Origin of the sequence: Salipiger sp. IMCC34102 (assembly GCF_004145405.1) — a bacterium.
Lineage (GTDB): Bacteria > Pseudomonadota > Alphaproteobacteria > Rhodobacterales > Rhodobacteraceae > Loktanella.
In genome coordinates this window covers 205,614-230,187 of record NZ_SELQ01000002.1, presented here as the reverse complement: position 1 = coordinate 230,187, position 24,574 = coordinate 205,614, and the positions used below count along the sequence as shown (strand labels likewise).

The 24,574-nt window shown below is 66.5% G+C and carries 23 protein-coding genes, 1 other RNA gene and 1 pseudogene; 14 read left to right on the top strand and 11 right to left on the bottom strand.

The genetic code is table 11. From position 1 onward, the window contains the following. Positions 1–21 precede the first annotated feature (21 nt). Positions 22–1,656 carry an alpha-glucosidase gene (locus EU805_RS05385; protein ID WP_165351893.1) on the top strand — a complete coding sequence of 545 codons (1,635 nt, stop codon included), beginning with the start codon at positions 22–24 and terminating at the stop codon, positions 1,654–1,656. Here the strand turns inward: EU805_RS05385 and ssrA are convergent. From ssrA to EU805_RS05345, 9 genes and pseudogenes are all read right to left on the bottom strand, one after another. Further along, positions 1,656–2,005, bottom strand: a transfer-messenger RNA (tmRNA) gene (gene ssrA / locus EU805_RS05380). The genes EU805_RS05385 and ssrA overlap by 1 nt on opposite strands. Positions 2,006–2,144: 139 nt before the next feature. Then, positions 2,145–3,476 carry a branched-chain amino acid ABC transporter permease gene (locus EU805_RS05375; protein ID WP_129762932.1) on the bottom strand — a complete coding sequence of 444 codons (1,332 nt, stop codon included), beginning with the start codon at positions 3,474–3,476 and terminating at the stop codon, positions 2,145–2,147. Further along, entirely contained in the window at positions 3,473–4,483 is a 1,011-nt protein-coding gene (locus tag EU805_RS05370; protein ID WP_129762931.1) for a branched-chain amino acid ABC transporter permease, read from the bottom strand. Before EU805_RS05370 ends, EU805_RS05375 begins: the two co-directional genes overlap by 4 nt. Next, entirely contained in the window at positions 4,484–4,840 is a 357-nt protein-coding gene (locus EU805_RS05365; RefSeq protein WP_129762930.1) for a hypothetical protein, read from the bottom strand. 8 nt (positions 4,841–4,848) lie between these two features. Continuing rightward, entirely contained in the window at positions 4,849–5,670 is an 822-nt protein-coding gene (locus EU805_RS05360) for an ABC transporter ATP-binding protein (RefSeq protein ID WP_129762929.1), read from the bottom strand. A gap of 139 nt (positions 5,671–5,809) precedes the next feature. Then, positions 5,810–5,926 carry a hypothetical protein gene (locus tag EU805_RS17925; RefSeq protein WP_370318183.1) on the bottom strand — a complete coding sequence of 39 codons (117 nt, stop codon included), beginning with the start codon at positions 5,924–5,926 and terminating at the stop codon, positions 5,810–5,812. A 153-nt stretch (positions 5,927–6,079) separates the two neighbouring features. Then, positions 6,080–6,547 (bottom strand): annotated as a pseudogene (locus tag EU805_RS17920) (ABC transporter ATP-binding protein); the annotation flags it as partial. A gap of 99 nt (positions 6,548–6,646) precedes the next feature. Beyond that, complete coding sequence (locus tag EU805_RS05350; RefSeq protein WP_129762927.1) at positions 6,647–7,843, bottom strand: ABC transporter substrate-binding protein; 1,197 nt, start codon at positions 7,841–7,843, stop codon at positions 6,647–6,649. A 107-nt stretch (positions 7,844–7,950) separates the two neighbouring features. Then, the gene (locus EU805_RS05345; protein WP_129762926.1) at positions 7,951–8,964 is read right to left on the bottom strand and encodes a GlxA family transcriptional regulator; all 1,014 of its coding nucleotides are present in this window, start codon (positions 8,962–8,964) and stop codon (positions 7,951–7,953) included. Positions 8,965–9,124: 160 nt separating this feature from the next. On the opposite strand from EU805_RS05345, the gene EU805_RS05340 reads away from it, so the two are divergent. Then, positions 9,125–10,495, top strand: coding sequence for a class II 3-deoxy-7-phosphoheptulonate synthase (locus tag EU805_RS05340; RefSeq protein WP_129762925.1), 1,371 nt, complete (start codon positions 9,125–9,127; stop codon positions 10,493–10,495). Between the two features lie 72 nt (positions 10,496–10,567). On the opposite strand, the gene EU805_RS05335 is transcribed toward EU805_RS05340, so the two are convergent. Continuing rightward, positions 10,568–11,203 (bottom strand): PAS domain-containing protein, encoded by a 636-nt coding sequence (locus EU805_RS05335; RefSeq protein WP_129762924.1) that lies wholly within the window; start codon positions 11,201–11,203, stop codon positions 10,568–10,570. 160 nt (positions 11,204–11,363) lie between these two features. Here EU805_RS05335 and EU805_RS05330 point away from each other — a divergent pair, with 160 nt between their 5' ends. From EU805_RS05330 to EU805_RS05275, 12 genes are all read left to right on the top strand, one after another. After that, positions 11,364–12,242 carry a YicC family protein gene (locus EU805_RS05330; protein WP_129762923.1) on the top strand — a complete coding sequence of 293 codons (879 nt, stop codon included), beginning with the start codon at positions 11,364–11,366 and terminating at the stop codon, positions 12,240–12,242. Between the two features lie 5 nt (positions 12,243–12,247). Continuing rightward, entirely contained in the window at positions 12,248–12,889 is a 642-nt protein-coding gene (gene gmk / locus EU805_RS05325; protein WP_129763373.1) for a guanylate kinase, read from the top strand. After that, positions 12,886–13,410, top strand: coding sequence for a gamma carbonic anhydrase family protein (locus tag EU805_RS05320; protein ID WP_129762922.1), 525 nt, complete (start codon positions 12,886–12,888; stop codon positions 13,408–13,410). Before gmk ends, EU805_RS05320 begins: the two co-directional genes overlap by 4 nt. Continuing rightward, entirely contained in the window at positions 13,407–14,591 is a 1,185-nt protein-coding gene (locus EU805_RS05315) for a PLP-dependent aspartate aminotransferase family protein (protein WP_129762921.1), read from the top strand. The genes EU805_RS05320 and EU805_RS05315 overlap by 4 nt, the downstream gene beginning before the upstream one ends. Next, positions 14,588–15,610, top strand: coding sequence for an ATP-binding protein (locus tag EU805_RS05310; protein WP_129762920.1), 1,023 nt, complete (start codon positions 14,588–14,590; stop codon positions 15,608–15,610). Before EU805_RS05315 ends, EU805_RS05310 begins: the two co-directional genes overlap by 4 nt. A 125-nt stretch (positions 15,611–15,735) precedes the next feature. Next, a complete protein-coding gene (locus EU805_RS05305) occupies positions 15,736–16,764 on the top strand; it encodes a substrate-binding domain-containing protein (protein ID WP_129762919.1) in 1,029 nt (342 codons plus the stop codon). A gap of 130 nt (positions 16,765–16,894) precedes the next feature. Then, positions 16,895–18,376, top strand: a complete 1,482-nt coding sequence (gene pstC, locus EU805_RS05300; protein ID WP_129762918.1) for a phosphate ABC transporter permease subunit PstC — start codon at positions 16,895–16,897, stop codon at positions 18,374–18,376. Continuing rightward, on the top strand, positions 18,373–19,722 hold the full coding sequence (gene pstA, locus EU805_RS17630; RefSeq protein ID WP_129762917.1) for a phosphate ABC transporter permease PstA: 1,350 nt from the start codon (positions 18,373–18,375) through the stop codon (positions 19,720–19,722). The genes pstC and pstA overlap by 4 nt, the downstream gene beginning before the upstream one ends. Before the next feature lie 50 nt (positions 19,723–19,772). Further along, complete coding sequence (gene pstB, locus EU805_RS05290) at positions 19,773–20,534, top strand: phosphate ABC transporter ATP-binding protein PstB (protein WP_242494088.1); 762 nt, start codon at positions 19,773–19,775, stop codon at positions 20,532–20,534. An 11-nt stretch (positions 20,535–20,545) separates the two neighbouring features. Then, on the top strand, positions 20,546–21,259 hold the full coding sequence (gene phoU / locus EU805_RS05285; RefSeq protein ID WP_129762915.1) for a phosphate signaling complex protein PhoU: 714 nt from the start codon (positions 20,546–20,548) through the stop codon (positions 21,257–21,259). 4 nt (positions 21,260–21,263) lie between these two features. Beyond that, complete coding sequence (gene phoB, locus EU805_RS05280) at positions 21,264–21,950, top strand: phosphate regulon transcriptional regulator PhoB (protein ID WP_129762914.1); 687 nt, start codon at positions 21,264–21,266, stop codon at positions 21,948–21,950. A 39-nt stretch (positions 21,951–21,989) separates the two neighbouring features. After that, a complete protein-coding gene (locus EU805_RS05275; protein WP_129762913.1) occupies positions 21,990–23,162 on the top strand; it encodes a M24 family metallopeptidase in 1,173 nt (390 codons plus the stop codon). Here the strand turns inward: EU805_RS05275 and gndA are convergent. Beyond that, complete coding sequence (gndA, locus tag EU805_RS05270) at positions 23,159–24,559, bottom strand: NADP-dependent phosphogluconate dehydrogenase (RefSeq protein WP_129762912.1); 1,401 nt, start codon at positions 24,557–24,559, stop codon at positions 23,159–23,161. The genes EU805_RS05275 and gndA overlap by 4 nt on opposite strands. Between the last annotated feature and the right edge of the window lie 15 nt (positions 24,560–24,574).

The following is a 24,574-nucleotide window of genomic DNA, read 5'->3' as shown; positions in this document are numbered from 1 at the left end:
TTCCCCGAAAGGAGAGACGCCATGACCGATGCCCCCTGGTGGCAATCCGCCACAGCCTACCAGATCTACCCCCGCAGCTTCTGCGACAGCAACGGGGACGGGATCGGCGACATACCGGGGATCATCTCGAAACTGGATTACCTCGCGGACCTGGGGATCGGCTTCGTCTGGCTGTCCCCCGTCTTCGCCTCGCCGATGGCGGACAACGGCTACGACATCTCTGACTACCGCGACATCGCCCCCGAATTCGGCACCCTGGCCGACATGGACCGGTTGATCGCCGGCGCCCGCGACCGGGGAATCGGCATCGTCATGGACCTGGTGGTCAACCACACCTCGGACGAGCACGCTTGGTTCCGTTCGGCCTGCGAAGGCCGCGACGCCCCCTATCGCGACTACTACGTCTGGCGCGATCCCGGTCCCGACGGCGGCCCGCCCAGCGATATTCAATCGAACTTCGGCGGACCCGCCTGGACCTTCCACGAGGCGACCGGCCAGTACTACCTGCACCTCTTCGATCCCAAGCAGCCCGACCTGAACTGGTCGAACCCCGAAATGCGCCGCGACGTCTACGAGATGATGAACTGGTGGCTCGACCGGGGCGTGGCGGGGTTCCGGATGGACGTGATCGACCTCATCGGCAAGGACATCGACGCCGGGATCACCGCCGACGGTCCCAAGCTGCACGACTACATCCAGGAGATGAACCGCGAGACCCTGGCCCACCGGGACGTGGTCACCGTGGGCGAGGCCTGGAGCGCCACGCCGGAGAACGCCTTGCTCTACTGCGGTCGCGACCGGGGCGAGTTGTCCATGGTCTTCCAGTTCGCCCACGTGCTCGACGGCTACGAGCCGGGGAAGGGCAAGTGGCACCCCCGCGCCTTCGATCTGCCGCGGCTGAAACGGACGCTGAACACCTGGCAGCAGGTCTGCGCCGAGGACGGCTGGAACTCGCTCTTCTGGGGTAACCACGACCTGCCGCGTGCGGTGTCGAAATACGGCGACGATTCCGCGCAGCACCGGGTGGCGTCCGCCCGCTGCATCGCCACGCTGCTGCATCTGATGAAGGGCACGCCCTATATCTACCAAGGCGAGGAGATCGGCATGACCAATGTCGAATTCGGCCATATCGACCAGTTCCGCGACGTGGAGACGCTGAACTTCTACCGCATCGAGACGGAGCGCGGCATCGACCCGGACGCCTTCATCCGTGGCGCCAACGCGAACGGCCGCGACAACGCGCGCACGCCCATGCAATGGACCGCCGGCGCACAGGCGGGTTTCACCACCGGCACCCCCTGGATCGAGGTGAACCCCAACCACGTCGACATCAACGCCGAGGACGACCGCGCCGACCCCGACGGCGTCTTCGCCCGCCATCGCGATCTGGCGAAGTTGCGCAGAACCTCCGACCTTATCCGGTTCGGCACCTACCACCCCTTCGACGAGGCGCACCCCCAGGTGATGGCCTACGCCCGCCGCCTGAACGGCGAGGAACTATCCGTCGTGGGCAACTTCTCGTCCCGTCCCGCGCCTTACGAAGTCCCAGACGATCTGGCAGCGACCGGTGTCGATCTCTTCACGCAGGAGCAAGCGATCCTCGAGGGAGAGATCACGCTCGATCCCTGGCAGGTCATCACGGTCAAGACGGGGTAAGTGCAGGCTTCTGTTGCCAGGTGCCTGCGAACCCCGCCTAAAGCTGCAAAGCCTTAGGGCTTAAGTTTTCGGTGTTGGGCACAGCTTACGCTGCGACCGCGACCGGAGCATGGTTGTCATTTGCAACTAGCTTATGTGTACCGATAACGGTGGTAACTCACCGGGACAAAGCAAACCCCTTTAGACGTTCGTCGATCCTGTTTCGGCCCCATCGCTGGCAAATGACCAGATGTTGGTGGAGCCGCCGGGTACCGCCCCCGGGTCCGATCCGCTTATTACGAGCGCGTTTATGTCCATAGTCCCGAAGGACACTCCATAGGTAGGGGGGACGGTTGCCTCTGACAAGACCCAGCTCGAACCGCGGCACCCTTTTTCGCCCCGCCGGACCCCATAGCGCCCCGCGCAGCTTCTTCTTCTGGCCGGAAATACCTGCCCCGCCGACGAGGCGTCCCGCACCCTCCGCCGGTGGAACGCTGGCAGCTCAGGCGCTACTTCTCCGGCAGGATTCCCCGCGGACTGAAGCGCAGGATCAGCAACAGCACCGTTCCCATCACGAGGAACCGCATCTGCGGCGCCGAATCGACGAGGCCCTGCCGGAACGAATTGTCGGGATCGAGGGCGGAGGTCGCCCAGACCATCAGGTCCGGCCCGTATTCGCCCACCGCGACCCAAAGCCACCAGATCAGCATGCCACCCAGCGCGGCCCCGAAATTGTTTCCCGATCCGCCGACGATGACCATCACCCAGACAAGGAACGTGAACCGCAGGGGCTGGTAGGCCGCAGGGGTCAGCTGGCCGTCCAGCGTGGTCATCATCGCCCCCGCAAGCCCGCAGATCGCCGACCCGATGACGAAGACCTGCAAGTGACGGCGCGTGACGTCCTTGCCCATCGCCTCGGCGGCGACCTCGTTGTCGCGGATCGCGCGCATCATCCGGCCCCAGGGGCTGTGCAGCGCACGCTGTGCCAGGATCAGGAGCACGATCAGGAAGGCCGCGAAAAGCCCCGAGTACGCGAGCTTTACCGCGATGGTGGAGGCCGTCACCGCGTCCACGCCCAGGTCCTGCGCGGCCGACACGAAGCCCGGATCGGCCTGCAGATCGGTCTCGTAGGGCACGGGGCGGGGCAGGCCGATGACGTTCATCACGCCCCGCGACATCCAGTTCTCGTTCTTGAGGACGGCGATGATGATCTCGGCGATGCCCAGCGTCGCGATGGCCAGATAGTCGCTGCGCAGCCCCAGCGCGGTCTTGCCGATGACCCAGGCGGCCCCGGCGGCCAGCAGACCGCCCACGGGCCAGCCGAGGATCACGATCCAAGGCCAGTCGCGCCCGGAATCGCCGCCGAAGTTCAGCCCGCCCAGGTAGCCGGTCGAGGCCGGGTTCACGGACTCGATCGCCGCCACGCCCGCATCGAACACCCCGCGGAAGATGAAGAACCCCGCGATCATCAGGACCGCCATCGACAGCGCCCGCAGCCGTCCCGAGGTCCGCTTGTAAAGCGTCACGAGCGCCACGATGATCGCCACGCCGATCGCAAGCGCGCCCAGGACCCGACCGCCGCCCGCGGCCCAGGCCTCGGGCACCGGCGGCATCGAGATCAGCACCGAGGCCAGCCCGCCAAGGGCGACGAACCCCATGACGCCCACGTTGAACAGCCCGGCAAGGCCCCATTGCAGGTTCACCCCCAGCGCCATGATCGCCGAGATGAGCCCGTAGTTCACGATGATCAGCGCCAGGTTCCAATTGTCCAGGACCCCGGTGCTCACGATCAGGAAGACCACGAGGCCGGCGAAGAGAGCGGTGCGCAGGCTGTCGGTCATATGGATTGCCCCTTGAACAGTCCGGTGGGCCGGAACAGCAGAACGATGATCAGGATCATGAAGCTCACGGCGAACTTGTAGTCGCCGCTCATCAGTTGCACGAGGCCCTCGGGCGCCATGCTGTCGGGCAGCCAGTAGGTCAGCACGCGCTTGAGCGGGTAGGTGATCGTCACCTCGGCAAAGGCGATGAGAAAGCCCCCCACGATGGCCCCGAGCGGATTGCCGATCCCGCCCACGATCGCCGCGGCGAACATCGGCAGCAGAAGCTGGAAGTAGGTGAAGGCCTTGAAGGACTTGTCGAGCCCGTAGAGCACGCCCGCGGTCGTGGCGAGGCCCGCCACGATCAGCCAGGTCACGCGCACCACCCGGTCGGGGTCGATGCCCGACAGCAGCGCCAGATCCTCGTTGTCGGAAAAGGCGCGCATCGACTTGCCCGTGCGCGTGCGGTTGAGGAACCAGAACAGCACAACCATCACGATCACCGCGGTCACCAGCGTGATCGCCTGCGTGGTGCGAATGGCCAGGCCCTCGTCCAGACCGGTCGCATCGCGGAACTGGCGTACGGTGACCAGGAACCGCGCGCCGTCGGCGAACTGGATGTCCCGCACGCCGATGAAGACCCGCGTCAGCCCGTTGAGGACGAACATCACCCCCAGCGAGACGATTACGAGGATCACCGGCTTGGCCTTCTGTTCACGGTAGAACTTGTAGATCAGCCAGTCGGTGCCCAGCAGCAAGAGCCCTGTCACGACGATCCCAATGGGCAGCGCCAGCAGCGCGGTGGGCAGGGGGCCCAGCGTGATCCCAAGCGCCACCAACCCGGCGGTCACCTTGATCGCGACCGCCGTTCCGAACGCCATCGTGTCGCCATGCGCGAAGTTCGAGAATCGCAGGATCGCGTAGACCAGCGTGATCCCCAGCGCGCCCAGCGCCAGTTGCGCGCCGTAGGCGGTCGCGGGAATGACGACGAAATTGGTGAAGAACACCAGTCCGTTCAGGAAATCCATTCAGTCTACCTCGCAAGGGCCGGTCAGTGCCGCCCTGGTGGTCATGTCCGTCAGACGGCCCGAACCGTCCTGCAGCAGGAACATCCGTCCCGCGCCATGAAATCCAAGCGTGGTGCCCATCACGATGGGCTCGGCCTCGAAGTCCTCGTCCCCCAGCCGCACGCGCGAGACCTTGCGGCGCGGCGGATCGCCCGCATAGCCGTCCACGAACTGCGCGCGGTCCACTGCAAACCCAAGCGCCACTCCGCCCAGGTCGCAGCGCACCTCTTCGGCCAACAGCGGCTGACCGAGAAACAGGGCGCAGAGGATCCCCTTCTTCTGGCCAAAAATATCCCCCCCGGAGGGCCGCTTTCCCACCAGGCACGTCATCCGCCCAAAAAGCTCCGGCGGACCTCGGCATCGGCCAGCAATTCCTTGCCGGTCCCGGTATGCGCATTGGCCCCCTGGACAAGCACGTAGGCCTTGTCCGCGATTTCGAGCGCTTGCCGCGCGTTCTGCTCGACCATCAGGATCGGGATGCCGGTGCGGGCGACCTCGATGATCCGGTCGAAAAGCTCGTCCATCACGATGGGAGAGACGCCCGCCGTCGGCTCGTCCAGCATGAGCACCTTGGGCTGGGTCATCAACGCGCGGCCCACGGCGACCTGCTGGCGCTGCCCGCCAGAAAGCTCTCCCGCCGCCTGGTTGCGTTTGTCCTTGAGGATCGGGAACAGGTCGTAGACCTGGGCCATCGTGTTCCGGAAATCGTCGCGCCGGATGAAGGCGCCCATTTCGAGGTTCTCCTCCACCGTCATCGTGGTGAAGATGTTCTGCGTCTGGGGCACGAAGCCCATGCCGCGCACCACGCGGTCCTGCGGGGTGAGGGCGGTGATATCCTCGCCATCCAGCAGCACGCGGCCCTGCCGCACGTCGAGCATGCCGAACATCGCCTTCATCGCGGTCGATTTTCCGGCCCCGTTGGGACCTACGATGACGGCGATCTCGCCAGGGTCCACGGCGATGGTGCAGTCGTGCAGGATGTCGGGCCCCTTGCCGTAGCCGCCGGTCATCGCCTCGCCGACCAGGAAGGCGCTCGCCTCCGCGGGCGAGGCATGCCCTCCCTTGGCCACGGGACGCGCCGAACCGCCGCCGGGCCGCGTGATCGAGCGGTCCTTGTTGCCGCGGTCGTCCTGGTAGGCATCGCTCATCGCAGGAGGCTCCCGTCCCGGGCCGGTTTCGGGACCGCGCTACCCGACGCATGAGAATGGCGGGATGGCCGCGACAGGGCCGGTGTCTTGCATGGGACGAAGAGGCCCCGGGTCAGGCCCGGGGCGGTGTGTGCACGGGTCATGCGGGGATCTGGTCCTTGTTCTTCAGGCCGGTGCCCAGGTAGGCCTCGATCACCTGCTCGTTGGCCTTGATCTCGTCCAGCGTGCCTGTGGCGAGGACCTTGCCCTCGGCCATGCAGATGACCGGATCGCACAGGCGTCCGATGAAATCCATGTCGTGCTCGATCACGACGAAGGTGTAGCCGCGCTCGGCGTTCAGGCGCTGGATCGCATCGCCGATGGTGTTCAAAAGCGTGCGGTTCACGCCCGCGCCGACCTCGTCGAGGAAGACGATACGCGCGTCGACCATCATCGTGCGCCCCAGCTCGAGCAGCTTCTTCTGCCCGCCGGAGACCTGGCCCGCCTTGTGATCGGCCAGATGCGTGATGGTCAGGAACTCCAGCACCTCGTCGGCCTTGGCCCGCAGCGCACGTTCCTCGTCCGCGATGCGCTTGCGGCCGAACCAGGTGTTCCACAGGCTCTCGCCCGCCTGGTTGCCGGGGACCATCATCAGGTTCTCGCGGCAGGTCATCGAAGAGAATTCATGCGCGATCTGGAAAGTGCGCAGCAGGCCCTTGTGGAACAGATCGTGTGGCGGCAGGCCGGTGATGTCGTCGCCGCCCATGCGCACGGTGCCGCCCGAAGGTTGAAGAACGCCCGCAATCACGTTGAAAAGGGTCGTCTTTCCGGCCCCGTTGGGGCCAATCAGCCCGGTGATCGAGCCTTCGCGGATGGTCAGCGATGCGCCATCGACGGCGTGAAAGCCGCCGAACGACTTTCGCAGGTTTTGCACTTCGATCATGGGGAAATATCCGATGGGGTGGCCCGGCGTGCAGGACGCCGGGCCAATACGTGCTTAGCGGAAGTTGACCGTGACGATCTCGCCGTCCTGGATCTCGATCTCGCGGAAGTTGCCGGCGGATTCACCTTCGCCGATCAGCTCCACTGCGGTCGCGCCGACGTAGTCGATCTCCTCGCCGTTGGCGAGCAGCTCTAGAGCCTTGTCCAGTTCACCGGGGAAGATCTCCTCGCCCGGCGCGTTGGCCACGTCCATGACGGACCCCATGAAATCGGCCGATTGACTGGACCCCGCCGCCTGCATGGCCAGCATGATCAGGGCCGCGGCGTCGTAGCTTTCCGGCGCGAAGGTGCCGGTGCCGTTGAAGCCCGCTTCCTCGGCCTGGGTCTGGAACATCTCGGCGCCTTCGCTGTCGGTGCCGGGGAACTGGCCGAAGGACCCGGTCAGGCCGTCGCCGATGTCATCGACCAGCTGCTGGCCGACCATGCCGTCGGGCAGCACGAAGGTGTCGAAGGCCCCGGTGTCGAGCGCGTTCTGGATGATCCCCTTGCCGCCCTGGTCGGTGTAGCCCGCGACGACCAGCACCTCACCGCCGGCTGCGGCCAGCGCGGCCACCTCGGAGGAATAGTCACCCTTGCCGTCCTCGTGCGCGGCCGAGATCGTCACCGATCCGCCGGCCTCCTCGAAGGCGCTCTGGAACGAATCCGCCAGGCCCTTGCCGTAGTCGTTGTTGGTATAGGTCAGGGCAACGGATTCGATGCCGCGGTCCATCAGGATCTCGGTCATGACGACACCCTGGCGGGCATCCGACGGTGCGGTGCGGAAGAACAGGCCATCGTCTTCCGCCGTGGACAGGCCCGGCGAGGTGGCGGAGGGCGAGACCATCACGACGCCGTTCGGGCGCGCGACGTTCTGCAGGATGGCACCGGTTACGCCGGAGCAGTCGGCGCCCATGATCGCGTTCACGTTCTCGCCGGTGATCAGGCCTTCGGCGGCGGAGGTGGCGGCACCGGCGTCGATGCAGGTGGAATCGGCGCGCACCGAGGTGACGTTCGCCCCGTCGAGCAGCATGCCCGAGGCGTTCACTTCCTCGATCGCCATCTCGGCCCCGGCGGCCATGTCGGGCGTGATCGATTCCAGCGGGCCGGTGAAACCCAGCACGATCCCGATCTTCACGTCGCCGGACTGTTCCTGGGCCATGACCTGGCCCGTCATCAGTGCCGTGGCGGCGGTTGCAAGCATCAGCTTGTTCATTCGTAGTCTCCCTGTGTGTTTTGTTCTGGCCGGCAGACTAGCAATGCTGCGCGGATTGTGAAGCCGTTATTCCCGGGCCGGTTGTCCGCGATGCGACGGACCCTGCGTCATTCCTCCTGCGGCAGGTCCGCCCGCGAGGCATGGGCCCCGCGTTCGCGGTAGGGGGTCGTCTCGTAATGCGCGCGGTAGCACTTGGAGAAATGCGATGGCGAGGCGAAACCGCAGGCCAGTGCCACGTTGATGACCGTCATGTCGGTCTGCATCAGCAGGTTGCGCGCCTTAGACAGGCGCAACTCCATGTAGTAACGCTTGGGACTGCGCGAGAGATACCGCCTGAACAGCCGTTCGAGCTGGCGGGTCGACATGCCGACCTCCTTTGCCAGCAGGGAGGGGCTGATGGGGTCCTCGATGTTGGCTTCCATCATCTGGATGACACGGCTCAGCTTGGGGTGGCGGACGCCGATCCGCGCCGGGATCGACAACCTCTGGGTGTCCTGGTCGGTCCGGATCGCGGAATAGATCAAGGTGTCGGCGACGGCGTTGGCAAGCTCTTCGCCATGGTCGTCGGCCACGATCTTGAGCATCAGGTCGATGGAGGCGGTGCCGCCCGCCGTGGTGATCCGGTTGCCGTCCACGATGAAGACGGACCGCGTCAGTTGCACATCCTCGAACGCTTCGCTGAAGCTGTCCTGGTTCTCCCAATGGATCGTGGCACGCTTGTTCTGCAAAAGGCCCGCGGTCGCCATGGTATAGGCCGCCGTGCACAGCCCCGCCACGGTCGAGCCGCGCCGCGCTTCGCGTCGCAGCCAGTTCAGCACGCGCTTGGTCGATGCCGCCTTGATGCCCACGCCGCCGCAGATGAGGATCGTGTCGTCGCGGTCCAGCTCGATCAGGTCGTCGTCGACCTTGAAGACGCAACCGTTCGAACAGGTCGCCGTCTCGCCCCCCTCGGCCAGGATGGTCCAGCTGTAAAGCTCGCGCCCCGCGGTGCGGTTGGCGATGCGCAACGCCTCGATGGCCGATGCGAAGCAAAGCATGGTGAACTGGTCTAGCAAAACGAAGACGAACCGGCGGGGCCGGTGAGCGAGATCCTCCCGCCGATGTCTTGTAACTGGTGTCATCGCCCCTCCAGCCGCCGATGACACTTACTAGAACGCGATTTTCGCCGTCTTCACAAGGGCCGACGGGGCCCGGGGGAATTTGTCGTTGGACGCGCGCGGCCCGCGGGGTATAAGCCGCCTCCGACGCAAGTGACCGTTCACGCGGACGAGGGGACAATTGATGAGCACCTGGACCAAATCCGACTGGCGCGCCAAGCCGCGCGTGCAGATGCCAGATTACACCGACGCGGCCGCGCTGAACGCGGTCGAGGCGAAACTGGCCAGCTATCCGCCGCTCGTCTTTGCCGGCGAGGCGCGGCGCCTGCGCAGCCACCTCGCAAAGGTCAGCCGTGGGGAGGCCTTCCTTCTGCAGGGCGGCGATTGCGCCGAGAGCTTCGCCGAGTTCAGCGCTGATACGATCCGCGACACCTTCAAGGTGATGCTGCAGATGGCCATGGTCCTGACCTACGGCGCCAAGGTGCCCGTGGTGAAGGTGGGACGCATGGCGGGCCAGATGGCCAAGCCGCGCTCTGCCCCCACCGAGACCGTGAACGGCACCGAACTGCCCAGCTACCGCGGCGACATCATCAACGGCTTCGACTTCACGCCCGAGGATCGCACGCCCGATCCCGCGCGAATGGAACAGGCCTACCTGCAGGCCGCCGCCTCGCTGAACCTGCTGCGCGCCTTCTCCACCGGCGGCTACGCGGACGTGCACAAGGTGCACCAGTGGACGCTGGGCTTCACCGAGGCGCCAGAGGCCGAAAAGTACCGCGACATCGCCAACCGGATCAGCGACACGCTCGATTTCATGCAAGCCGCGGGTCTTACGACCGAACGCAACCACGAGCTTCAGACGGTGGAGTTCTACACCAGCCACGAGGCGCTGCTGCTGGAGTATGAAGAGGCGCTGACCCGCGTCGACAGCCTGACCGGCCAGACGCTCGCGGGCTCGGGTCACATGATCTGGATCGGCGACCGGACCCGCCAGCCCGACGGCGCGCACGTCGAATACTGCAAGGGCGTCGTGAATCCCATCGGGCTCAAGTGCGGACCGTCGATGACCTCCGGTCATCTCAAGGCGCTGATGAACACGCTCAACCCGAACAACGAGGCCGGTCGCCTGACGCTGATCGCGCGCTTCGGCGCAGGATCGGTGGGCGAGCATCTGCCACGGCTTGTGAAGGCCGTTCAGGAAGAGGGTGCCAACGTCGTCTGGACCTGCGATCCGATGCACGGCAACACGATCAAGTCGTCGACCGGCTACAAGACGCGGCCCTTCGATTCGGTTCTGCGCGAGGTGAAGGAGTTCTTCCAGATCCACAACGCCGAGGGCACGATCCCCGGCGGCGTCCATTTCGAGATGACCGGCAAGGACGTCACCGAATGCACCGGCGGCGTGCGCGCGGTCACCGACGAGGACCTCTCGGACCGGTACCACACCGCCTGCGATCCGCGCCTGAACGCCAGCCAATCGCTGGAACTGGCCTTCCTCGTGGCCGAAGAGCTGCGCGATCGCCGCTCCCACATGGCCGACGCCCAGGCGGTCTGAGATGCGCGACCGATCTGTCGAAGAGGGCGTCCCCGGCAGGGGGCGCCCTTTTTCATGCGCGGCCGCCGGGTCTTAGCCGTTGTTCACCACCAGCCGCAGGGCAGGGCGGGGGGGAACCGGCGCGCCGCGGCCGTTTCGGCGGCGCTCCACCAGCCCGTGCTTGAGAGGCTCGTGCCGGATCGTCCGGTCGGTCGCGAGGTCGAACCGCACGGCGGACCCGCCCGCCAGCGGCTCCGACGGCACGATGGCGCCCATGATCTTGCTGATCTCGCCATCCGCATCGCGCAGCGGCAGGGCCAGAAGGGCGGCGGAAATCGACCGGCGGGCCAGGCCGCGATGCACCACAAGCGGCAGTTCCATGATCGCCGGGGTGTCGAGCACCGTGTCCATCAGCCCCAGGATCGTCTCGCGGCCCGGATCGGCGAAGAGCGTGCCGAAGGACGCCCCGCGCGGGTCATGGCGCAGCGCGTCGTGCAGCTTCTGCCCCGCGACACGCACGCGCAGGATGCCCGCCGCGTTGCGTCCCAGCACGAAGCAATGCGGCAGCGCCTCTTGCAATTCGGCGGAGCCTGTCTTCGCCGGGTCCTGGTCGAGCCCCGTGACCGCCCGCCAGTCCCGCTCGACCTCCGACAGAAGAAGGCGCGCCCGGTCGCTCAGGCGTGGCGTCCGGCGGTGGCTTGCGGGGGTGACGGGGTAGGGGGTGAACATAGCGAACCTCGTGGCGACGCGGTAAAGGTGTTACCAAATTCCTAACAGATCCCGGGCCCGTCTTCCTCAATTTAAGTGTTAAAGCGTTAACGGCGGCGGTGGCTCTTGTTCCCGCCGCCCCATCGCAGCAGAATGGCGCGGTGCGCAAACGAGGACTTTCATGCTGAATTCGATGACCGCGATCGCCAGCCGCCGGGGGCAGGGGGCGGGCACCGCCTGGACCTGGCATATCCGGTCCCACAATGCGCGCGGTCTGGACCTGCGCCTGTCGCTGCCCACGGGGTTCGAGCGGTTGGAGACGACCTTGCGCCGGGCGCTTGGCAAGGCGCTGACACGCGGAACGGTGCAGGTCACGCTGACGGTGGAGACGGCGAAGGGCGACGCGGGCCCGCCCGATCCGGACCGTCTGGATGCTGTCCTGCAGGCGATGGACGCGGTGCAGGACCGCGCGGTGTCGTTGGGGGTGACGCTGGGCCAGCCGACCGCGGCGGACGTCCTCGACCGTGTCGCGGAGGGACCCTGCGGACGCGCCGATGCGGACCTGATCGCCGCGATGACGACCGACCTCGGCCCGCTGCTGTCGGACCTCACCTCCATGCGCGCGGACGAGGGCCGGGCCCTGCAGCAGGCGATCGCCACCCACGTGGAAACCGCGCAGGATCTGCTGCGCCAGATGCGCGAGAACGCGCCCGCCCGGACCAAGGCCGCCCGCGCCGGCCTGCGGGAGGGCTACGCCCGCCTGATGTCCGAGGTGACGGAAGCCGACGACGCCCGGATCATGCAGGAACTGGCCGTCCTGGCCCTGCGCCGCGACGTCACCGAGGAGATCGACCGCCTGGCCGCACATCTCGCGGCCATCTGGGATGCGATGGACCTCGACGCGCCCTCGGGTCGGCGGTTGGAATTCCTGGCCGAAGAGGCGATGCGCGAGGCCAACACCCTGTGTGCCAAGGCCGCCGACCCCGATCTGAGCGCGCTCGGCATCGAACTCAAGCTCAGCCTCGACCGGCTGCGCGAACAGGCGCGGAACGTGGAATGACCGACATGACGCGCCGCGGGCTTCTGATCATCGTCTCCTCCCCCTCGGGGGCCGGCAAATCCACCCTGACGCGGCGGCTGATGGCCTGGGACGACACGCTGACCTTCTCGGTCTCGGCCACCACGCGTCCCCCCCGCGCGGGCGAGGTCGACGGCCAGCACTACCATTTCGTCACCGAATCCGAATTTCGCCGCCTCGTCGATACCCGCGGCATGCTGGAGCACGCGCGCGTCTTCGGGAACTACTACGGCAGCCCCAAGGCCCCGGTCGAGGCCGCCATCGACCAGGGCCGCGACGTGCTCTTCGACATCGACTGGCAGGGCGCGCAGCAGGTCGCGAACTCGGATTTGAAGGATTCGGTGCTGTCGATCTTCATCCTGCCACCCTCGATCACGGAGTTGCATCGCAGGCTGGTCAGCCGCGGGCAGGACGGGCCCGAGATCATCGCCAAGCGGATGCAGAAAAGCTGGGACGAGATCAGCCACTGGGACGGCTACGACTACGTGCTGGTCAACGATGATCTCGACGCGACGGAAGCCCGGCTGAAGACCATCATCGAGGCCGAGCGCCTGCGCCGCGCCCAGCAACCGGGCCTTCTGGACATCGTCCGCCGCCTGCAATCGGAATTCGAGGAGCGCGCGCCATGACCCTTTATGCCCTGGGCGACCACCGTCCTGAAATTGCCGAGGATGCCTGGATCGCGCCGGGCTGCCACCTGATCGGGCGCGTCACGTTGCACGCCCGCGCCAACGTCTGGTTCGGCACCACCATGCGCGGCGACAACGAGCCCATCGTGATCGGCGAGGGGTCCAACGTGCAGGAAAACTGCGTACTTCACACCGACATGGGCTTTCCGCTGACCGTCGGCGAGGGCTGCACCATAGGTCACAAGGCAATGCTTCACGGGTGTGCCATCGGCGACAATTCCCTGATCGGCATGGGTGCCACCGTCCTGAACGGCGCTCGGATCGGTCGGAACTGCCTGATCGGGGCAGGCGCGCTGATTACGGAGGGCAAGGAGATTCCGGACGGCAGCCTCGTGATGGGCGCGCCCGGGAAGGTGGTCCGCCAACTTGACGCAGGCGCGATCGAGGCCTTGCGCGCCTCGGCCCTTCACTACGTCGACAACGCCGCGCGGTTCGCGCAGGAATTGAAAGTGATCGAATGACCTCCTCCATCGTCCGCCGCACCGCCTGGCCCACGTCCGTCTCCGCCCCGGTCGTGACACCGCTGCAACCGTCCGTTGTCTATAGCTCACCCGATCCGGACGCGCTGGATGCGCAATACGCCGATGCCACGGGCTACACCTACGCGCGCGAAGGGCATCCCAACGCGCAGGTGCTGGCGCAGAAGATCGACCTTCTGGAACAGGTGGACCCCGGTTCGGGCGGCGGCATCGTCACCGGATCGGGCATGTCGGCCATCGGCGCGGTGTTCCTGGGCCTGCTGAAGGCGGGCGATCACGTGCTGGGCGGCGACCAGCTTTACGGCCGGTCGCTGCGCCTGATGAGCCAGGACCTGCCACGCATGGGGATCGAGACCTCGCTGGCCGATCCCACCGACGCCGCGGCGATGGAGGCTGCACTGCGCCCCAACACCCGGATGATCCTGGTCGAGGTCGTCTCGAACCCCACGATCCGCGTAGCGGACATGGAAGGCATCACGGCTCTGGCGAAGGCGCGCGGCATCCTACTGGTCGTCGACAACACCTTTACCACGCCGGCGGCCTACAACCCGCTGGTCGCGGGGGCGGATATCGTCGTGCATTCGGTCACCAAGCTGCTCGCGGGGCATTCCGACGCGACGCTGGGCTACGTGGCCACGCAGGATCCCGACCTGCGTCGTGCGATCAACGATGCCAACGTCACCTGGGGGCTGACGCCGAGCCCCTTCGACTGCTGGCTGGCCGAACGCGGTCTGCATTCCTTCCACCTGCGCTACCGCGCCGCACAGGAGGGGGCGACGAAACTGGCCGACGCGCTGGCGCAGATGCCCGGCGTCGCGCGCGTCCTCTACCCGACGCGCCCCGATCATCCCGATCACAACCGCGCCGTTTCGCTTCTGGGCGGGCAGGGCGGTCACATGCTGTCCTTCATGCTCCACGGAGGACGCGCGCAGGCCAACGCACTGACACGGGCCGCGCCGAATATCGCCTTCGCGCCCACCTTGGGCGACATCGGCACCACGCTGTCGCATCCGCCCAGTTCCTCGCACCGGGGCCTCACGCCGGAGGCCCGCGCCGCGCTGGGAATCACCGAAGGGTTTTTCCGCGCCTCCGTCGGGGTGGAGGATCCGGCGCTTCTGATCGAGGAGCTGGGCACGGCGATCCGGGTCGCCTCCAGCGCATGACGCAAGAGGTTCCGATCGACGCCCTGCCGGTTCCGGTGGCCGTCATCGGGCCGGACCAGACCGTCACCGCCATGAGCCCGGCGATGCAGGCGATCCTGTCGCCCAAGCTGGTGGGGCGGCACTACATCACCGTGCTGCGTCAGCCCGTCCTGCTGGACGCGATCGAGGCGACCCGCGCCGACCGCCAACCGCGCAACGCGACCTACCTGGGCCGCGACGGCGGGCGCGACGTGACCTGGGAGGTCGCGATTCGCGCTTCGGACAGGCGCCTTCTGCTGGTCTTCGAGGACCAGACCGCAGCGCAGGCCGTGGGTCAGCTGCGCCGGGATTTCGTGGCCAACGTCAGCCACGAATTGCGGACGCCGCTCACCGCCTTGCAGGGATTCATCGAGACGCTGGGCGGGGCCGCGCGCGACGATGCCGCCGCACGTGACCGCTTCCTCGGCATCATGGCGCGCGAGACGACGCGGATGACGCAACTCGTCGACGACCTTCTCTCGCTCAGCCGGGTCGAGGACAGCGAACGCCAGCGTCCGCGCGATCCGGTCGCACTCGGCGCGCTGGTGGCCGGCACGTTGGAGGACCTCGGCCCGGTGATCGCGGATACCGGCCTTGGCGTCACCTTCGCGGACGACAGCGGCGGCGCGCAGGTGCCCGGGGACGCAAACCAGCTGCGGCAGGTGGTGGTCAACCTGGTGCAGAACGCCTTGAAATACGGGGCAGGGGGCGGATCGGTCGATCTGGTGCTCGAAGCCCCCGCGCCGATCCGCAAGTTGCGGGGACAGGGTCTTGCGCTGCAGGTGCGCGATCACGGACAGGGAATCGCCGCGCATCACCTGCCACGTCTGACCGAGCGATTCTACCGCATCGACACCCACCGCGACCGGTCGCTGGGCGGAACCGGACTGGGCCTCGCCATCGTCAAACACATTCTTAATCGTCACCGGGGCAGATTGCTCATCGAAAGCACGCTGGGCGAAGGCACTGTCTTCACGGTCCTCCTCCCGCTCGAGACCTGAGGCCCGGGCGCGCGCTGTCATATTACTTTTACATTCCTGTCACAAAAGCTTTGAGCAGGCGGACTACTCCCCGCCGGGAAGGCAGTGCAGCCGTGCTGCCCCACACGACAGACAGGAGATCTTCAATGTCGTTCCCCAAGCTGGCCACCTCGGCCGTCGCGATCCTCGCCGCTTCCGCTGCCACGGCGCAAAGCCGTGACAACGTTCAGGTCGCCGGGTCCTCGACCGTGCTGCCCTACGCCTCGATCGTCGCCGAAGCCTTCGGCGAGAACTTCGACTATCCCACGCCGGTCGTCGAATCGGGCGGCTCCTCCGCCGGTCTGGCACGCTTCTGCGAAGGCGTGGGTGAGAACACCATCGACATCGCCAACGCCTCCCGCGCGATCCGCGAAGGTGAAGTCGAAGAATGCGCCGCCAACGGCGTCTCCGACATCATCGAAGTGCGCATCGGCTACGACGGCATCGTCTTCGCCAGCCAGATCGACGGCCCCGAGTTCACCAGCTTCGAGCCGTCCGACTGGTTCAACGCGCTGGCCCCGCAGGTGATGGTCGACGGCGAACTGGTCGACAACCCGCACACCAACTGGTCCGACTTCAACGAAGAGCTGCCCGACGCGGAAATCCTGGCCTTCATCCCCGGCACCCGTCACGGCACCCGTGAAGTCTTCGAAGAGAAGGTCCTGGCGGCCGGCTGCGAAGAGACCGGCGCCATGCAGGCGATGATGGACAACGGCATGTCCGAGGACGACGCCGAGGACGCCTGCCTCGCGGTCCGCTCCGACGGTCTGTCCGTGGACATCGACGGCGACTACTCCGAGACGCTGGCCCGCATCAGCTCGAACACCAACGGCGTGGGTGTCTTCGGTCTCGCCTTCTACGAGAACAACACCGACAGCCTGAAAGTGGCGACGATGTCCGGTGTGGAGCCCACCACCGACACGATCTCGACCGGCGAATACCCGGTGTCGCGTCCGCTCTACTTCTACATCAAGGCAGCGCACCTGGGCGTGATCCCCGGCCTGAAGGACTACGCGCAGTTCTTCGTCTCCGACGAGATCGCCGGCCCCTCCGGTCCGCTGGCGAACTACGGCCTCGTCTCCGACCCCGAGCTGGCCGAGACCCAGGCCAAGATCGAGAACGAAGAGACCATGTAATCGCTCTTCGGGCGGTCCCACGCGCGGGGCCGCCCACCGAAGGGGGCGCGATAAGCGGCCCCTTCTTGTCTTTCGGATGCGCAGCGGGTTCGATAGCCGCACCGCAGACCACGCCCCACGGGATCCTTGCATGACCACCACGACACTTCTGGCCCTGATCCTGATCCTCGCCGCCGCGGGATGGATCCTGGGACGCCGCCGCGCCTTGGCAATGGTCGAAGGGGACCAGCGCCAGCTCCACTCTTTGCCGAACTACTACGGCTGGCAGGTCGCGATCTTCGTGATGGTGCCGGCCTTCGCTCTGCTCGCGCTTTGGCTGGCGATCCAACCTTTCGCGGTGAACATGGGCATCTCGGACATGATCCCCGAAGAGCGCGTGGCCCAAGCCGGATCCCGCGCCCTGGTCATGGCGGACGTCCGGCGCCTGGCAGGCGGTCTCGACACCGCGCAGGCCGCAGGGGTGCTCACCGCCGAGGAAGCGCGCGGGCTGAGCGTCGAGGCCAACGACATCCGCGACCGCCTGGCGCAAGCCGGCGTCGCACTGGGGTCCGCCGTCGACGCCGTCACGCTGCGCGCGGCGCAACGCTATCGCCAACTGGCAGGCTGGGGTGATCTGGCCCGCAACATCGCCGTCATCGTGGTTGCGGTGGCAGGCTTCGCTCTGGCCTTCCGGGCCATCGCGCCCGCGTTCCGCGCCCGCAACACGGTCGAACGCGCGGTGCGCTACCTTCTGATCTTCGCCGCCTTCATCGCCGTGCTGACCACCGTGGGCATCTTCCTGTCGCTGATCTTCAACACGGTGAAATTCCTCGGCCTCTACCCGGCGGAGGACTTCTTCCTGGGGCTGAACTGGAACCCCAGCTTCTCGGGCCGGGGCGGCGGATCTGAATTGGGGATCCTGCCGCTGCTCTGGGGGACGCTCTATATCTCCTTCGTGGCGCTCGTCGTCGCGGTGCCGATCGGCCTGATGGCCGCGATCTATCTGGCCGAATACGCCAGCAAGAAGGTGCGCACCTACGCCAAACCCGCGCTGGAGATCCTCGCCGGCATCCCCACGATCGTCTACGGGCTTTTCGCGCTGGTGACCGTGGGACCGCTTCTGGTCGATGTCTTCGGCAGAGGCGGTCTGCTGGGCGTTAACTGGATGCAGGGCGGAACCGCCGTGATGACCGCCGGCCTCGTGATGGGGATCATGCTCATCCCCTTCGTCTCCTCGCTGTCGGACGACATCATCAACTCGGTCCCGCAATCCATGCGCGACGGATCGCTTGGCATCGGTGCCACCCATTCCGAGACGGTCCGCCAGGTGGTGATGCCCGCGGCCCTTCCGGGTATCGTCGGCGCCGTTCTGCTGGCCGCCTCCCGCGCCATCGGCGAGACGATGATCGTGGTCCTGGGCGCCGGCGCCGCCGCACGCCTGTCGCTGAACCCCTTCGACGCCATGACCACCGTGACCGCCAAGATCGTCAGCCAGCTGACCGGGGACAGTGACTTCTCCTCGCCGGAGGCGCTGGTCGCCTTCGCCCTGGGCATCACGCTCTTCGTCATCACGCTGGGCCTGAACGTCTTCGCCCTCTACATCGTGCGCCGCTACCGGGAGCAATACGAATGACCGACGCAACCCAAGGCGCGCCCTTTCCCGCATCGCGCCCCACCAGATCCATCCTGTCGGAGGACGCCAGGACCCGGAAACGCAACGCCGCGGAGCGCCGTTTCAAGATGTACGGCATGGCCGCCCTGGGCGTCGGCATCGTGTTCCTGGTGCTCTTGCTCACGACGATCGTGCGCAACGGCATCCCGGCCTTCACGCAGACCTTCATCGTCCTTGAGGTTCCGCTGCCCGAGGCGACGCTCGACCCCAACGGCGAGCGGTTGGAGGCGGATCTGAAGAAGGTCTCGACCTTCGGCTACAACCCCCTGATCGAACAGGCACTGATCGAGGCCACCGCCGACATCCCGACCGAGATCGAGGATGGGGATCTGGACAAGATCCTCTCGGCCTCTGCCGGTGCGATTCTGCGCAATACGGTCATCGCGGATCCTTCGGTGATCGGCACGTTGCAGGAATTCGAACTGCTCGCTTCCTCGCGCGTCGATGGCTACCTGAAGGGCCGGGTCGAACGGGCGGACCTCGCACGGGACAACAACCTCGACGCCGCCCACCTCGACCTGATCGACGTCATGGTCGAACGCGGCGACGTGGAGCGGCGCTTCAACTGGCAGTTCGTGCTGGGCTCCGACGCCTCGGAAAGCCGGCCGGAGCAAGCGGGCATCGGCGTGTCGATGATCGGCTCGTTCTTCATGATGCTCGTGGTGCTGGGCCTGTCGCTGCCGATCGGCGTCGCGGCGTCCATCTACCTCGAGGAGTTCGCGCCGCAGAACCGTCTGACCGACATCATCGAGGTCAACATCTCGAACCTTGCCGCGGTGCCCTCCATCGTCTTCGGTATCCTCGGCCTCGCGGCCTTCATCCAGTTCGCGCATCTGCCGCAGTCCGCGCCGCTCGTGGGGGGGCTGACGCTCACTCTGATGACGTTGCCGACCATCGTGATCTCGACCCGGGCGGCACTGAAATCCGTGCCGCCGTCGATCCGCGACGCCGCATTGGGGGTCGGGGCCTCCAAGATGCAGTCGGTGTTCCACCACGTGCTGCCGCTCGCCATGCCGGGCATCCTGACGGGCACGATCATCGGCCTGGCACAGGCCCTGGGCGAGACGGCCCCCTTGCTTCTGATCGGCATGGTGGGCTTCATCGCCTCGAACTATCCCGACGGGGTGGCCGAAGGCTTCCTGTCGCCGAACTCGGCCATGCCCGCACAGATCTACGAATGGGCCAAGCGCGCCGATCCGGCCTATTACGAACGCGCCTGGGGGGGCATCATCGTGCTGTTGCTGTTCCTGCTGACCATGAACCTGATCGCGGTGCTGCTGCGCCGCCGTTTCGAACGCCGCTGGTAGGGGAGCACACCGTGGACGATTTCTTCCAAGCCGAAAGGGCCTTGAGCACCATGCAGGACACCAAGATCAGCGCGCGCAATGTCGATGTCCGCTACGGCGACACCCACGCCATCAAGGACGTCAGCGTCGAGATCGCGGACAAGACCGTAACCGCCTTCATCGGCCCCTCGGGCTGCGGGAAGTCGACCTTCCTGCGCTGCATCAACCGGATGAACGATACGATCTCGATCGCGAAGGTCACCGGCCACATCGACATCGACGGAGAGGACATCTACGATTCCCGCGTCGACCCGGTGCAGTTGCGCGCCAAGGTCGGCATGGTCTTCCAGAAGCCCAACCCGTTCCCGAAATCGATCTACGACAACGTGGCCTACGGTCCCAAGATTCACGGCCTGGCCAAGAACAAGGCCGAACTCGACGACATCGTCGAAAAGGCGCTGCGCCGCGGGGCGATCTGGGACGAGGTCAAGGATCGCCTGCAAGCGCCCGGCACCGGGCTTTCCGGCGGTCAGCAGCAGCGCCTGTGCATCGCCCGCGCGGTGGCCACCGAACCCGAAGTGCTGCTGATGGACGAGCCTTGTTCGGCACTCGATCCCATCGCCACGGCGCAGGTCGAGGAACTGATCGACGAGCTGCGGCAGAACTATTCGGTCGTCATCGTGACGCACTCGATGCAGCAGGCCGCGCGGGTCAGCCAGAAGACCGCGTTCTTCCACCTCGGGCACATGGTCGAATTCGACGAGACCGACAAGATTTTCACCAATCCCCAGGATTCGCGCACGGAAAGCTACATTTCCGGCCGGATCGGCTGAAGGAGACACCCATGGTCCACGAACAGCACATCTCCTCGGCCTACGACCGCGACCTGGAGGCGATCACCACGCTCATCGTCAAGATGGGCGGGCTGGTGGAGCAGGCGATCCTGCAGACCGCAGAGGCGCTCGTCACCCGCGACACCGAACTGGCCGAGCGCGTGCGCAAGAACGACAAGGCGATCGACGCGCTGGAAATCCAGATCAACGAGGAAGCCGCGCGCACCATCGCCTTGCGCGCGCCTGTCTCCAAGGATCTGCGCGTGATCCTGACCGTGCTGCGGCTGACCGCCTCGCTCGAACGGATCGGGGATTATGCCAAGAACATCGCCAAGCGCACCTCCGCCCTGGTGGAGATGCCGGTCGTCGACGGATCCGACCAGGCGCTGCGCCGCATGGCGCGCGAGGTGCAGGGCATGCTGAACGACACGCTGGACGCCTACATCCGCGGCGACGCCGACCTGGCGGAGGACGTGCGCCAGCACGACCAGGACGTCGACCAGATGTACAATGCACTGTTCCGCGAATTCCTGACCTTCATGATGGAGGATCCGCGCCAGATCACGGCCTGCATGCACCTGCATTTCATGGCCAAGAACATCGAGCGGATGGGCGATCTCACGACCAACATGGCCGAGCAGATCATCTACCTGGTCACCGGCGAGATGCCCGACGAGGATCGCCCGAAATCCGACCGCACCTCCTACACGACGCAACCGGAGTGAGACGATGCCGACCCATCCCCACGTTTTGGTGGTCGAGGACGAACTCGCAATCCGCGAGGTCCTGAGCTACAACCTGGAGGCCGAGGGCTGCCGCGTCAGCACCGCCCCCGACGGCGAGGAAGCCTTGCTCGTCGTGGCGGAAGACCGGCCGGACGTGGTGGTGCTGGACTGGATGATCCCGCGGCTCACCGGGATCGAGGTGTGCCGACGGCTCAAGCAGGACCCCGCGACGCGCGACATCGCGATCATCATGCTTTCGGCCCGCAGCGAGGAGGTGGACCGCGTCCGCGGGCTGGAGACGGGGGCCGACGACTACGTCGTCAAACCCTACTCCATGACCGAGATGATGGCCCGTGTCCGATCGCAGCTGCGGCGGGTGCGCCCGACGACCGTGGGGCAGGTGCTGGCCTACGACGACATCCTGCTGGATGCCGAAACCCACCGCGTGACCCGCGACGGCGACATGCTGAAGCTGGGTCCGACGGAGTTCCGGCTGCTCTCGACCTTCATGGAGAAACCCGGCCGCGTCTGGTCGCGCGACCAGTTGCTCGATCGGGTGTGGGGGCGTGACATCTACGTCGACACCCGGACCGTCGACGTGCACGTGGGCCGGCTCCGCAAGATCCTGACCGCGCACGGCGGCGCCGATCCCCTGCGCACCGTGCGCGGCGCCGGATACGCGCTGGGATAGCCCTTGCGCGGGGATCGCATGCCGTGCTGATCTTACGGCATGCCGAACCCCCATCCCGCCTTCACCGCAGAGGATTACGCCCACCGCCTCCTGCGCGTGCGCGGCGCGATGGAGGCGGCGGGACTCGACGTCCTGCTGATCACCGATCCGTCGAACATGGGATGGCTCACCGGTTACGACGGCTGGTCCTTCTACGTCCACCAGGGTGTGATCGTGGGTCCGGACGGACCGCCGCGCTGGTGGGGCCGGGGCATGGATGCCGCGGGTGCCGTGCGCACCGTCTACATGCCCGACGATTGCATTCACGGCTACGACGACCGGCTCGTCCAGAATCCACAGGCGCACCCGATGGGGGATCTCGCGTTTTTGCTCGATGCGCTCGGTTGGACCGGCCGTCTCGGCGTCGAGATGGAGAATTACTATTTCAGCGCCGCCGCTTACCGGGAACTTCTAAAGCATCGCCCGAAGTTGGAGGATGCGACGGGTCTCGTGAACTGGTGCCGCGCGATCAAGTCCCAGACCGAGCTCGAGTTCATGCGCCGCGCCGGGGCCATCGTGACGCGGATGCATGCCCATATCGCCGAGACGGCGGAGGCGGGGATGCGCAAGAACGACCTGATCGCCCAGATCATGCGCGTGGGCATCGAAGGCGCGGACGGACATTGGGGCGACTACCCCGCGATCGTGCCGATGGCACCTTCAGGCCTCGACGCGACGGCGCCGCACCTCACCTGGGACGACCGGCCTCTGGAGGGAGGTGTCGCGACATTCTTCGAGATCGCAGGCGCCTACAGGCGCTACCAATGCCCGCAATCCCGCACCCTTTTTTTGGGAGAGGTCCCATCCACCTATCGCCGCGCGGAGGAGGCGGTGCAGGCCGCCACCGACGCCGTGATGGCAACGGCCGCGCCCGGGGCCACCTGCGCCGACGTGGCACGGACCTTCAACGGCACCCTTGCGCGCTACGGATTTCAAAAGGACAGCCGCTGCGGCTACTCCATCGGCATGTCCTACCCGCCGGACTGGGGCGAGCGCACCATGTCCCTGCGCCGCTCCGACACCACGGAGTTGCAGCCTGGCATGGTCTTCCACTTCATGCCGGCACTCTGGCTCGACGACGGCGGGATAGAGATCACGGAGCCGATCGTCATCACCCCAAGCGGGGCGGAGCGGATCACGAACACCCCGCAAGGTCTCGTGGTCAAACCCTAATCGGCCCAAGGCCCGTGGAAATCCGTCCCGTCGCGGTCCATTCGCTCGAATCCGTGGCGCCCGAAGTAGTCGCGTTGCCCTTGGATCATGTCCGCCGTACCGCGCGCCGTGCGCATCGCGTCGAAATAAGCCAGGCCGGACGACAGCGCCGGCACCGCAAGCCCGTGCAGCGCGGCTTGTGCCACCACCTGGCGCAGCGCCATGTGGTTGTCGGCCAGAAGTGTCGAGAAATGATCAGACATCATCAGGTTCTGATCCGGTGCCTCGGTCAGGGCGGTGGCCATGTCGTCGAGCATGACCGAGCGAATGATGCAGCCCGCCCGCCAGACGCGGGCGACCTCCGGCAAGGGCAGGGCCCAGCCGAAATCGTCGGAGGCCCGCGCGATCATGTGGAACCCCTGCGCGTAGCACAGCACTTTGCCCGCGATGAGCGCGCTTTCCAACTGATCAAGGTCGAGCGCACCGTCCAGCGCCTTGGGCGCCGCGCCGAAGCGCTTCTCTCCCTCCACCCGCAGATCCTTGCGGGCCGAGACGTTGCGCGCGCCTACCGCCGCCTCGATCGCCGGGACGGGCGCGGCCAGATGTTGCGCTTCGACCGCGGTCCAGCGCCCCGTGCCTTTCTGGCCCGCGGCATCCATGATCACCGACAGGAGCGGCTTGCCGGTCCCGGTGTCGGTGGCGGCCGCGACCTTCGCGGAGATCTCGATCAGGTAGGACGACAACGCGCCGTCGTTCCAGCGCGCGAAGACCTCCGAGATCTCGGGGTAGCTCATCGCCATGCCGTCGCGCATCAGCCCATAGACCTCGGCGATCATCTGCATGTCGGCGTATTCGATGCCGTTGTGCACCGCCTTGACGAAATGGCCGGCCCCTTCCGCGCCCATCCATGTGGCGCAGGGGGTGCCCTCGTGCTCGGCCGCGATCTTCGTGAGGATCGGGGCGACGCGGTCCCAGGCCTCCTTCGGTCCGCCGCCCATGATCGACGGGCCATGTCGGGCCCCGTCTTCTCCGCCCGAGACGCCGATGCCGAGGAACGGCTTGTCGCCCGCCTCCTTCGCGCGGCGATTGGTGTCGTGGAAGTTGGCGTTGCCCGCGTCGATGATCATGTCGTCGTCGTCCAGAAGCGGGCGCAGGGCCGCGATCTGCTTGTCCACGACGGCCCCCGCGGGCACCATCAGGATGATCGCGCGCGGTGTCTTCAGAGCGGCCACGAAGCTTTCCAGGTCCTCCGTCGGCGTGATCCGGACGGCCAGCGATCCGGCCTGTGCCGCAAAGTCGCGGGTCACCTGCGTCGTGCGGTTGAAGACCGCGATGTCGAACCCGTTGTCCGCGATGTTGAGCGCCAGTGCCGCCCCCATCGTGCCGAGGCCCAGCAGGCCGATGTCGCAGTTGCTCATGGGAATCTCCGTCGT